The organism is Stenotrophomonas sp. MH181796 (assembly GCF_009659995.1).
Taxonomy (GTDB): Bacteria; Pseudomonadota; Gammaproteobacteria; order Xanthomonadales; family Xanthomonadaceae; genus Stenotrophomonas; species Stenotrophomonas riyadhensis.
On sequence record NZ_RAHU01000002.1, the window covers coordinates 36,819 to 49,234 of the forward strand.

The window sequence follows — 12,416 nt, forward strand, 5'->3', positions numbered from 1 at the left end:
ACTCACCCAAGACTCTCTACAATCCAATGGGAAGAGAGCCGAGCATGAGCGAAAACCCGCCTAACCCGAGACAACACCCAAACGCCTCAACTCTGCGATCCCACCTACCCAGTCTTCGCGTCGCTTCCTTGGTGCGGCCAAAGGCACCACAAGCAACGCCTCCTCAGCAATCGACTCACCGAAGATGCCTAGTCTTGTGTGCGTCTCAGGGAACGCACTCGCGAACTGAGTTCCCAGCATATCGACCCCGGAGAAGTCCTGCTTCCGGACTATCACCTGAGTCTCCGGATCTCTCCGGATCAAAGCGAGAGGAACACCTTTGCAGGCAAAGTCGACAAACCTCGCCCGACTGATGTCCAGAGCCCAGTCTACGCTTGAATAGAACGCCGCGCGCCGTTCCGCAAATTCCGCGAGAACTCCGGCATCTGTGCAGAACGCGGAGGGCTCGATATTGACTCTGATCTTCCCAATCTTCCCGACGAGGCACACCCTCTTATAGAAGCAGGACCAGAGCAGGAGAATTGGATTCACATCCAACCCTTCGACCTGGACATCCTCGAACACTGTCGGCCCGATCTCAGAGTTGATCACCTTACAGTTCGACACTACTACATCGCGAACGGAACTCATCCTTGAAGGGCGCTTGGACAACGACATTCCGCAGTTGTCAAAACTACTGTTTGCTATCCGTACCGCCTCGAAGACGCTACCACCTTGATCGAACACCATCTTGAATTCTTGATCATCAATGTTTCGCATATTCCAGTCCACCACAGAGACCAATGAAGACACCACACATGATGTGAATGAATACACGCTCATAGCGGCGCTTCAACATCAGCACCGAATTGCGCAACGCGAGAGGTAGTCGACGGGGCCGCCACTTCACCCATGGCGTAAGACCACAGCGCTACAGCGACACCGCTGTGAACGGGGCAAGGCGAGGAACTGGAGAGCAAGAACTTCTTTACCCTGAGTGACGAACGAGGTCCATCAGGAAATCAAAGAATGATGGAGAAGAGAACTCGAACTCCCCGGTATTGTAGTCGTACCGAAGAATTGGATACTCCCCATCCTTCAATCCTTCACATGTATCGAAGTAGAAGGCTTCATCCGAGTCCGGAACGAAAATCGGAATCAGGCCTACGGGAGGAAACCCGTTCTCCTCGACCAAGCGAGCGTTGTAGACCAGATCGTCATCAGCCACGTCACGGTTCTCCGCATCGGCGAGACCGAACACGGGATCTGGACCTACAAACAGGCTGCCAAACTCACCAAGCCAAGCCTTGTAGGAAACGGGCAGAGCCAACCCAAGCTCCCTCTCTGCATCCTCCGTAAGCTCCGGAGAGACAGCGCGACCAGGAAACACCCTTACCCGCGCTGATCCAGCGATCATTTCATCAAGTCGCTCAAAACAGGAACTCCAATCAGGACACACCAGGCCTCCCGGACCAATCAAGCGAAACAGAGATTCACGGCGCCAGCAACGCCCGAGAAATCAATCCTACCGGCACTGCGCGGCAGCTTTGCACTTTCGAAACCGCGCGTCAGCCAACCTCCAATTGCCGATGCAGCACAGTCATCATCGACGGACGTTGCCTCGTCCTTTCCAACGCAGACAGCAAGCAGAACACTCTTTTTCTTGGCATAGAATCTAACCGACGATGAAATCCCTTCCGGGCAATACTCTGTCAAACTGCCACTGATCCACAGTTCAACATCGATCGTCTCCAGACCATCAATAGACAGCTCTGCGAAAGCAGACTTCAATCTAGCGCGTGCCTGGACGATCCCAGGTTGATACTTCATCCCCACCTCTGGCCCGCCCAACCTTCCGCTCAACGTCACTTCCATCTGCACTCCACAGCCCCAATCGCGACAGGGTGCGATCAACAATCCTATTAAATTTAGTCACAACCTGAAGTTTCTCTCAATTCGTCAACCACACCTGTGAAGAACATTAGAATGGACTGGTGAAGAGTGAGCTTACGCTTCATGGTTGCTCCGTCATCGGTCCCAATGAACAGCTCAGCACCACTCATCATCAAGGAAGTGACGCGAGCTTGATATCGCGGACTAGGAATGACGACATGAATACCCTCATCTTTACGGACAATACGCAGCGATCTAGGCGCATCCCCCTCAAACACGCGAGTGATGTAACACGTCTTTATCAGACCGCCCTCACAGGCCACATCAATTTTGTCATCGGTCTCGCTTGGTGCTAGACCCGAATCCTTCAGCGCATGCACAAGCTCAAAGATGAGACGGTCGAAGTCACACCCCGCGGACACCACGTACTCGACGGGCTCGCCCTTATCGGTCGACGTCAATCTCAGAGCGCCGACCGACTGATCAACCTCAATGTCTGCAGCAGGAGCCAGAATGCGGTCTCCCATTGGATTCTGATCGACAAAGAAGCTTGAACTGGCGCCCATGTAGTAGAGCGCGGGCTCAGCCCCAAGGCGCACCTCTGCCCATCGGGGATCGTATGAGAAGACAGACGAACAGGGAGAAATCAGCTTCTGCATGCGCCCTCCAGCAAGGCCCATGCTCGATCTGATTTCTGCTTGTTTGTCCCTGCCCCTCGATAGATCGATCCGATCTCCCTGCTCATTCTCTCAAATTCCGTAGACTGTATTTCAATATTTCCCTTGAACACGTTTCCAACCGTTTTTGGTATGACTACACTTGAAGCGTTTCCATCGATCAGCAGATCAAAGATGTTCGATCTGCAGCCTGTACAAACGCCGACAGGAATTTCGCCACTCTTGAAGTGGCCCACCACGTCGCTGATTACCACCTTTTTCCCGTCAAATCCCGGACCCTCATCAATGAACCAATTGAGCCCATTGATCTCAGCGTGGCCAGCCGAGCTACTTGTTGCGGTCCTGGAAACATTGCCCACGCTAATGGTCGCAGAAGCGCCATTCATCGGTTCCCCCCATAGACCAAGGGGGTCGCTTTCAGAGAAAGGATTTGAAACGTATGCCTGCAGATTTATCGAAGCGACCAACCCAAGTGGATCCAAAGAGATGAACGCTCCAATTGTCGGATCGTAGTACCTGTTTCGGTTGTAACTCAGCCCGGTCTCTGCGTCAAAGTATTGGCCTTGCAAACGAATGTTGTTTTCTACCGCTGTGAAATGAAGCTGCTGAAGGCTTCCCCAGGGAGAGATAGTGGCATGCCAGTGCGTCTGCCCATGTCGATCCATAATTCGGATGGGGCAGTCGTTAACATCGTTGATGATGTGCAGAATTCGAGGGCGCGGCGCAGCGAGTACATCGCGCGAATCCATACATGAGTCGATCGGTGCAGCCTTCGTGGTATCAACCTGTTCGACAACCTTATCAGGAATGCGAATTGCTTCATCGTTGAACGTAGACCCCTTCTGCGCAACACGATGAGGGGGTGCCTCCGCGCTTCCAAGTCGCGTGCCTCCAAGCATGCCCAGCCCCAAGCGCACCGGTGATTCAGCGGCTATGGGTTTCTTGGCCCCATCAGTCAGATTGGTGATAGTAGTTTCTGACGGCCGTGCACCAGCTCCGGAAACGGGGTTGGCAATCATTCCAGTTGGCAACATCACGTCCATCCTCTTCGCCTCACCCGTCGCCGCAACTGCGCCGAGTTTGATCGCAATAGCCGGATCCAACAGGGCAAGGGGCACATATGTGCCTGGATGATAGACATACTCCCGAACCGCCTCATACAGTCGCTCAAGCCGGCGTTGCCGACGCTTCACCTCCACCAGGCTCGCCACATTGCGCACCCACACCGGCACCGCGTCTTCTGCTTCGTTGGCCTGCCGCACCTCACCCAGCAGCGCATTGCCATCCCAGAAGAACCACGTGGTCTGCGTCGGGTTGCGCTTGAACACCCGCCGTCCCAACGGGTCATAGCCGTAGTACGTTGACTGCCCGTTGCGACGGCTCTCGGCCAGCCGATGATTGGCATCCCAGATCAGCGTCAGGTCATCGGGCGCATCCCCTTGCGGCGCACCCTTGCTCACCAGATCGCCCGCCCGGTTAAACACGTAGTGCACGCCCTGGTAGGTGCCCTCGCGCGTCCAGGTGGTCAGGTCGTCATCTTCGCCGCCCACCACCTTGCGCGCCTGCACCTGCTTCACCTCGGTGCGCAGCCTGTCGCCGGCCGGGTCGTTGAAGTAGCGCTCGACCCTTCCCTTCGGGTCGATGTGCTGTAGCAGGCGCCCGATCGCGTCGTAGCGGTACTCGTCCACGCCCTGTGCGCTGTCGCTGCGGCGGGTCAGGTTGCCACTGCGGTCATAGTCGTAGCGAGTCTCGAACAGCGGCGCAGCATCCTTCAGCACCGACTGCGAGGTCAGCAGGTTGCGGCTGTCATAGGTGAAGTCGCGCTGCAGATGCGGGCTCAGCTGCTCGCGTGTCGTGCGTCCCAACGCGTCGCGTTCAATCGAGATCGGCGACTCGTCATTGATCGCCACCGACACCGTCTGGTCCCGCAGGTCGTAGCCAAACGCAACCCGGTTACCCGCCGAGGTCTCACGCAAGACCTCATTTCCCACTTCATCGTAGCCATAGCCCACGCGGAAGCCATCCTGCAGTTCCTCCAGCAATTGCCCCAGCGGGTCGTACCGGCGCTTCACCGTACGCGCCGCATTGCGCAGCTCGACAATCTGTCCCTGCACGTCGTAGACGAAGTGTTCCTGTACCTGCTGACCAGGATGGCGCACATCGGGCAGCGTCTTGCGGGTGATGCGCCCGAGCTTGTCGGTGGTGAAGGCGATGCGCTGGCCCAGCGGATCCAGGGTGGCCGTCAATCGTCCGGCCCCGTCATAGGTGTAGCGCCGCGACTGGCCCCAGTAATCCACCTCCTCGACGATGCGGCCCAGCGCATCGCGCACCAGCTGATAGGTTTCGCCGCGCTGGTTGATGACCGCAACCAGCTGCTCTTCGGTGTCGTAGCGGTATTCCACGCTGTGCCCGTCAGCCTGAACGCGCTTGCCGATCTGTCCGATGCCCACGTACTGCAGCCGCGTCTGCGCGCCCACTTCATCGGTGTAGCGGACCAGCTGATCTTCGGCATCGTACTCGCAGCGCACGCCGCTGCCGTCCGGGCCAATCGTGCCGAGCAGGCGACCCTTGGCGTCGTACTCGTAGCGACTGGCCTGCCCCAACGGATCCACCTGGCGCAGCAGGTTGCCCAGCGGATCGTGCTCGAAGCGGCTCTCATGGCCGAGCGCATCAATGACGGCAACCACCAGCCCATGACGGTCATAGCGCAGGCGTGTGACCGCCTGGCGCGCATTGGTCTGTGACTCCAACTGGCCTTGAGGGTCGTACTCGAAGCGGGTGGTTGCACCCAATGGATCGATCTGGCTGACCAGCAGGCCCTGGCCGTCATATGCCTGTTGCCAGTCGACGCCATCCGGCGTCCGCAACGACACCATGCGGTCGTCCAGGTCGTACTCCATCTGGATCGCCGTGCCATCGGCGCGGGTCAGGCAGATCAGGTTGCCATGCGCATCATAGGCAAACGCCGTTCGCAGTCCTTCCGGATCGGTCACCGCCACGGTCCGCCCGAAATCGTCGTACTCGAACAGCGTCACGCCATCGAGCGGATCGATCTCGCACAGCGGCAGCTGGTTCTCGTCAAACTTGACCACGCTCAGGTGGCCCAGCGAGTCGGTTACCCGGGTCTCGCGCAGCAGCGCGTCGTACTCGAAGTGATAATCGTACAGGCCACCGTCGCCCCACGAATGCACCACCCTGCCCTGCGCGTCGAACGCGTAATGGAAGGACAGCCCAACGCGGTCGGTGTGCCGCACCATGCGGTGCTGCTCGTAGGCGAAGGTGCGCGGCGCGCCCAGCGCATCGACGGCCGCCAACAGATCACCCTCGCCACTGTAGCGGTAGCTCACCAGCGGATGCACCAGGCCGGTGGCCGGGTCATGCAGCGCCATGCGGTCGATGCGGCCGTGGCGCGCCTCCACCTCGATGAAACGGCCCTGCAGGTCACCGATGCCACTCTCGACGATGCGCACCAGATGGCCGTCGCGACGCTCGAACCGCCAGTGGTTGCCGTGCGCGTCCTCGATGCGCTCGATCGGCCAGGACTGTGGATTCGGCAGCGCGCTCACGCCTGCCGGCAGTTCACCGCCGAACACATACCGCAGCCCGCTCTTGAAGCGCACCTGCCACTGCCCGCGGCGGCGCAGCAGGCGTGCGCCATCGACGAAGTCGAGGATCGCTCCTGCCTCGCCATCGGCCGGCGGCAGCTCCGGGAAGAAGGCGACCTGGTCCGGCCCGGACAGCCACACGCTGCCGTCGTCCAGCAGCTCCAGGCGGATGTCGGCCGGCGTCTGCCAGCCAGCACCGCACAGTCCCGGCTCACCCGCCCGGCGCGAGCCATAACTGCGCTGCCAGGCGAAGGCAAGCCGCCCGGGAATGTCGAAGTCCTGGTGGCTGACCACCACGCTGCCATCACGGATATCCACCGGCTCGGCACGCAGCACCTTGCACTTCAGGAAGCCAGAGGGCAGATGGCCCCACTTGCCGCGCCGCCAGTTGGCGAACGGATCCATCTTCTTGCGGAAGAAGGCACTCTTGCGCAGCTTGCCCAGGCCGGCGAATGCGGCGCGGAACGCCAGCGCGGTCCATGACACCGTCGGCGGACCGCCCACGGTAACGCTGGTGGGAATGGCCACGTTCAAGCCGGTCGGCAGCGACATCGCGCGCAGCGGCTTCTTCGGCTTCTTCATCCGGAACGGGTTGATCATCCCGGCCAGGTTGCAGTCCAGCACCGGCATGGCCAGCCGCGAGAACGGCTCGCCATCGGCCGACACGGTGCGGCTGCCCATGAAGATTTCTTCGCCGTCGAACTGCGGGCCCATCGGCGCCGCCAGTGGCGGGCCCCACACCCCCAGCGGGATGTGGATATCCAGGCCGCCAGTCCCGGCGGTGCCACGATGCACACCGTTGACCTTGATGGTCGAGCCGATGAACGGGATGTAGTCGAACGGATCCAGCACCAGGCCGATGTGCGGGGTCGGCAACGGGCACGGCGGCACCGCGTACATGTGGATGTCGATGCCCAGCTGCGGATCGAAATGCTTGGCGGCGATACTCACGGCAACACTCCTTGTTGCTTTACAAGGCGCGGAACAACGCGCGCAGGAACGCCTTTACTTCGTCACGGTACTCGGCGCTGATCCAGGTCACGACGATGATGCCCAGCACGATGGCCACCAGCATCACCACGGTCTTGTTCGACTTCATGCAACAGCCACTCCTGTAACAGTCGGGCCGGCCGCCACGGGCGCCTGCAGCAGGCCACTGGGGTCGGGCAACGGCTGCATCACCGGTGGCTCGCTCCACACCGGTATCTCGTGATCGAGCGGGTGTTCGATGGCCGGCAGGCCGTTCCAGCCCGGGTCGAGGAAATCGCGGCCGACGGCCACGATCTTGCGGAAGAATTCGTCGCCGCCCTGGATCAACCGCTCGCGCTCCTGTTGGGCGCGGTGGAAGCCTCGTTCCAGCGCGGCATCCAGCGCTGCGTCGATGGCATCCAGCGCCGGCCGCACCGGTCGCGGGCCGAGCGCGCGGCCCTGTGCATCGGCCTTTTCCAGCAGGCCGGTACTGGCCTGCAGGTACTCCGCGGCCACCTGCTGCAGCGATTCGCAGCGGCGCGCGTCCTGCAATTGCAGCAGGTCCCACAGCGCCTGCGGCAGCGTGGTGGCCTTGCGGTCGGCCGGTGCCAGCGGCTTGGCTATGCGGATCGCCTCCAGCAACTGAGTGCGCGCCGCTTCGCGCTGGCCCGACTGCAACTGGCACCAGCCAGCCATGCGCTGGCCCTCCAACGCGAACATCGGATGCGGAATGCTGGCCGCCGACGTCGAGGCCTGCAGGTAGGTCTGCGCAGCACGCTCGGGCTGTTTGGCGGCCAACCAGCAACCGGCCTCGCCGAACCAGCTCTGCATCACCAGTTCCGGCGCGGCTGGATTGCCGCTCGCGCGCGCGCCCTCGGCCGCGCTGCGCGCCTGGCGGTAGCTGTTGATCGCCTGGCCGTGATCGCCGTGCTTCAACCATGCACCGGCCACCATCATCTGCACCACCGATTGCTGGTCCTGCCACCCCTGCCGCTGCGCCAGCCCTTGTGCGCGCTCTGCGCGGGCAACCACCTGGGAAGGGCTGCCGCGTTCGAGCAGCAGCATCAGGTCGGCCAGCAGCTGCCGGTACAGCACTTCCGGGCCGCGGCCGCCAGACTGTGCGGCGGTATCGCGGGCGATGCCGAACATATCGATCGGCGCACTGACCACGCGCGCGATCCTGCCGTGCCGTTCCAGCAACGACTGCCAGCGCGGATCCTCCTCGGTATCCACCAGTACCAGACGCAGGCGCTGGCCAGGGCTGGCGGCCAGCGCGGCGTCCACCCAGCGTTCGAATCCCTCGCCGGGCACACAGCGCTCCGGTTCCAGCACCGCCCCCAGCAGGCGCAGGTGTTCGCCATGATGCTCGATGAAGCTCTCCAGCACCTCGACGACACCCTGTGCGCTGTCCGGATGCCCTTCGTGCGGGCCACGCCAGCCGAGCGTCACCTGCTGCGCACGCAGATCCTCCTGGCTGGCCAGGTAGCGGTCCAGCAGGTCCTGCTTGAGCTGCCGGCTGTAGCGGAAGCCAAGCTCATAGGCGGTATCGATGCGCAGGAAGTAGTCCGGCGTATCGCGGCCGGCGTCGTGGCGCTGCATCTCGAAAAACGCGGCCAGCAGCCGGCTGGCGGCGGCAGGCAGGCGCCAGACCAGCAAGCGCCGGCTGCTGTCGGCACTTGCCTCCAACCAAGCATCGCGCAATGCGTTCAGGCCGCGCAGCATGGGGGTATCCTGCATCGTGTTTCTCCCGTGCGGCTCAGCAGTTGAGCTTGATCTCGCTGCCATTGACCGAGACACCGCCCGCGTCGATCACCACTTCCGAACCACCGGCGGTGATCTTGATCGCGCTGTCGGTGATCTCGATGACCGAGCCGCCGACCTTGCTGGTGAGCTTGACTGCCGACTCCAGGCTCATCACGCCGTCTGAGCCCTGGCTATGGGTTCCGCTGGCATCCTGGCTGAAGTTGCCGGTGACATCGATGACGCGCTCACCGACGTTGCTGTCGTCCACCTTGCCCTGCACCTTGCGCTTGTCCTGGCCGGTGATGGTCACTTCACGTGCTGCCTTCAGCGTCTCCGTGACCAGCCCGCCGACGGTGCGGCTGGAGGTGGAGGTCACCGTCTCGGTCCAGGTGCCGGTGCGCTGGCTGGTGTAGTTGCCGGTCAGCGTGGTCTTGAAATCGCCGGTGATGGTTTCGGTGTAGCCAGACGCCACGATCGTCTTGGTTTCGCCGCTCTCGTACTTCTCGGTGACTGCACCGGTCACGTTGGTGGTGCGGGTGCCGGTGACGCCCAGGGTGTCGGTACCGGTGACGGTGATGCCGCGATTGCCACCAACGCTGATGTCCTGGTTGGAGCCCACGTCCATGCGGTGATTGACCGAGACGGAGGTGGATTTGTTGTTCTTGACGCTGGCGTTCTGATCGTTGAGCACGGTGGTGACCATGTCGCGCTGCGCGCGCATGTTCAGCAGCTCGCCACCGGCACCATCGTGCATGGTGATCTCGTTCCAGCCGGCGCCCTTGACCGTCTTCGACTTCAGGCCACTGACCTCCATGCCGAACGGTGGCATGTTGTCTTCGTTGTAGACGCGGCCGGTGATGATCGGCCGGTCCGGGTCACCATCGAGGAAATCGACGATGACCTCCTGGCCGACGCGCGGTGGCGAGACACCGCCCATGTCGGCACCGGCCCAGGGGCTGGCGCTGCGGATCCAGCATGAGGCGTTCTCGCGGCGATCCAGTTGCCGGTCCCAGTGGAACTGCACCTTCACCCGACCATAGCGATCGGCATGCAGTTCTTCTCCCGGCGGGCCGACCACGGTCGCGGTCTGCGGGCCCGGCATGCGCGGCCAGGGCGTGCACCGCAGCGGGCGGTACGGGATGCGCCGGCGCAGGACTTCCGCCTGCACTTCAACGCTGGGCGCTTCGGCGCTGCCGAAGTCGGCGGCGAAATTGTTGTGGCCTTCACGCTGCACGCTGACCACGAAGAAGCTGCGATCAGTGTCGTCACGGCCGATGAAATCCGGATGCCGCTGCAGTTCGAAGCAGGACCCAGCGTCGAGCTCACCGGCATTGCCGGCGCATTCGAACAGCTTGGTCGGCCACGCCACCTCTTCATTGCGCACGGCCGCCAATGCCTGGCCGATGCGGCTGTTGGTGAAGCGTGCCGCGCCATCGTAGCGGTACTGCTCCAGCGGCGGCAGCAGGCCCAGCGGCACCTGGTTGCCCTGGTTGCCGTCCAGCGACTGGCTGGGCTGCTTGAAATCGAAACTGCGCAGGGTCTGCACGCTGGGCCCGACCCGTCGACGCGCGCCCCAGCGGTGCAGCCCGGTGCTGGCCAGCGTGCCCTGGTCGGACACGAAGGCGATCGGGCGTGGTTCACCGTGCACGGTGCTCAGCGTCGAATCATCACTGATCACCAGGGTGTGGCCTTCGTCATCGTGCACGAAGCTGTAGTACAGCCCGGCGTCCTCCAGCAGGCGGCTGACAAAGGCGAAATCCGATTCGTTGTACTGCACGCAGTACGGCAACGGCGGCAGCTTGCCGGCGTTGAGGTCGTAGCGGAACTTCGCCAGCTGCGCGTAGCTGGCGAACACCTCTTCGATGATCTGCAGCACGTTCCGGTCCTGGAAGATGCGGCAGTTGCAGGTGTAGTCGAGGAAGGCGAACCAGGGCGCCAGCTCGGCGCGGTAGGCACTGAACTGTGCCTGCTGCCCGGTGCTGGCGAACTCGCGCACGTAGCCGTGCACGCTGCGATTGCCGAACTCATCGCCCAGCTGCAGGCGCAGCGGCTGCCCGACCAGCTGCTTCAGTTCCAGCCGCGGCTGGATCGAGAGCAGGTCGATACGGTAGGTGAACGGGTTCGACACCGCCTCGCTTCCCTCGAAGCGTTTGACCAGGAACGTGTCCGGGTCCAAGGCGGTTTCGACGCGGATCAGGCGTCGGTCCTGGTGCAGGCGCTGCAGCACAGCGCCGGGGAGCAGTGATTCGGCGTACATCGGGCGTTCCGTCGTCCCATGTTGGTCGTGGCCTGACTTTGCCATTGCCGTGTGACATGCGCCAGCTTTTTGACACATCCGCGGCTGGATAAGGAGATGAATTCATTAAGTATTTTCAAGACAGCGCGAATTCCATCACAGATCGGCACCCTCAGACCCTCTCATTCAGGCTGGTCGCGACGCGCATCGGTAGGCACCATATGGCCCCGCCCATGTGTATGGACACCCATGCGTTCCTTCCTGTTTCCTGCCCTGCTGTTCCTGGTCTGCCCTCTTGCAACCGGCGCTGCAGCTCCGGCAAAGAGCCTGTACTTCCAGCACCACGACTGGGTCGTGGCCTGTGACAACACCCTGACCTGCCGCGCCGCCGGTTACGCCACCGACGAAGACAGCCCCCTGAGCGTGCTGCTCACCCGCAGGGGCGGCCCCAACCAGGCGATACAGGGACGCCTGTCGCTGCAGCCGGAAGAGGGCCAGCCCCAGCCCAAGGGCCCGCTGCACCTGCGCATCCAGCAGCAGGATCTGGGTGTGCTGGCCCCCACCAGGGGCGAAGGCACGCATGGCTTGAATGCCGCGCAGACCAGCGCGCTGTTGTCCGCGCTGGTGCGCGATGGCGGGATCAGCGTGACCGATGGCGCCGGCCATCGCTGGTCACTGTCGGACAAGGGTGCGGCAGCCGTGCTGCTGAAGATCGATGAGTATCAGGGTCGCCTCGGTACAGCCGGCGCAGTGATGCGCAAGGGCAGTACGCCTGAATCCAGCGTCCCCGCCGCCCTGCCGGTGCCGGTGGTGCGCAAGGCCGCTACCCTGGACTCGCCCCCGGACGATCCTGCGTTTGCACGACTGGCTGCTTCACCCGCCCTGCGCGCGGCACTGCGTGCCACGCTGGAGGGCGACAACTGCGAAGGCCTGCAGGAAACCGATGCCGATATTCCGCTGAGCAACTCGCCGCTGGAGGTCCGCCGCCTGGACGCACAGCACGTGCTGGTCAACGTGCCCTGCTGGCGAGCGGCCTACAACAGCGGCGATGGCTACTGGGTGGCCCGCCCACAGCCGCCGTTCCAGGCACAGTGGGTGACCAGCGATGCGATCGACTACGACGATGGCCAGATCGTTGCCGCGCAGAAGGGCCGCGGCCTCGCTGACTGCATTTCGCACGCAGCCTGGACGTGGAACGGGACGAACTTCATCGCGACGTCGGAGGTGGCACCTGGGCTATGCCGGGGCGTACCCGGTGGTACCTGGGAACTGCCGATGCTGGTCAGCGAGGTCCGCTGACGCCACAGAAAAAGG

Annotated in this window: 9 protein-coding genes; 1 reads left to right on the plus strand and 8 read right to left on the minus strand. The window is 62.5% G+C overall.

Going from position 1 to position 12,416, the window contains the following annotated elements; genetic code table 11:
• Nucleotides 1-60: 60 nt before the first annotated feature.
• The 8 genes from D5301_RS03980 to tssI all read right to left on the minus strand — a co-directional run bounded on the left by D5301_RS03980 (nt 61) and on the right by tssI (nt 11,123).
• Nucleotides 61-822, minus strand: coding sequence for a hypothetical protein (locus tag D5301_RS03980; RefSeq protein WP_204303189.1), 762 nt, complete (start codon nt 820-822; stop codon nt 61-63).
• Nucleotides 823-967: 145 nt separating this feature from the next.
• Complete coding sequence (locus D5301_RS03985) at nt 968-1,396, minus strand: SMI1/KNR4 family protein (RefSeq protein ID WP_153854889.1); 429 nt, start codon at nt 1,394-1,396, stop codon at nt 968-970.
• A gap of 59 nt (nt 1,397-1,455) precedes the next feature.
• Complete coding sequence (locus D5301_RS03990) at nt 1,456-1,854, minus strand: Imm12 family immunity protein (protein WP_153854890.1); 399 nt, start codon at nt 1,852-1,854, stop codon at nt 1,456-1,458.
• Between the two features lie 53 nt (nt 1,855-1,907).
• Nucleotides 1,908-2,531 carry a hypothetical protein gene (locus D5301_RS03995; RefSeq protein WP_153854891.1) on the minus strand — a complete coding sequence of 208 codons (624 nt, stop codon included), beginning with the start codon at nt 2,529-2,531 and terminating at the stop codon, nt 1,908-1,910.
• Nucleotides 2,519-7,105 carry an RHS repeat-associated core domain-containing protein gene (locus D5301_RS04000; protein ID WP_324187257.1) on the minus strand — a complete coding sequence of 1,529 codons (4,587 nt, stop codon included), beginning with the start codon at nt 7,103-7,105 and terminating at the stop codon, nt 2,519-2,521. Before D5301_RS04000 ends, D5301_RS03995 begins: the two co-directional genes overlap by 13 nt.
• Nucleotides 7,106-7,124: 19 nt before the next feature.
• On the minus strand, nt 7,125-7,253 hold the full coding sequence (locus D5301_RS24345) for a hypothetical protein (RefSeq protein WP_006441023.1): 129 nt from the start codon (nt 7,251-7,253) through the stop codon (nt 7,125-7,127).
• Nucleotides 7,250-8,860, minus strand: coding sequence for a hypothetical protein (locus D5301_RS04005; protein WP_153854892.1), 1,611 nt, complete (start codon nt 8,858-8,860; stop codon nt 7,250-7,252). The genes D5301_RS24345 and D5301_RS04005 overlap by 4 nt, the downstream gene beginning before the upstream one ends.
• A 19-nt stretch (nt 8,861-8,879) precedes the next feature.
• A complete protein-coding gene (gene tssI, locus D5301_RS04010; protein ID WP_153854893.1) occupies nt 8,880-11,123 on the minus strand; it encodes a type VI secretion system tip protein TssI/VgrG in 2,244 nt (747 codons plus the stop codon).
• 228 nt (nt 11,124-11,351) lie between these two features.
• Between tssI and D5301_RS04015 the strand changes: the two genes are divergently transcribed.
• Nucleotides 11,352-12,401: a DUF1176 domain-containing protein gene (locus tag D5301_RS04015; RefSeq protein WP_153854894.1), complete on the plus strand. Its 1,050-nt coding sequence runs from the start codon at nt 11,352-11,354 to the stop codon at nt 12,399-12,401.
• Nucleotides 12,402-12,416 lie beyond the last annotated feature (15 nt).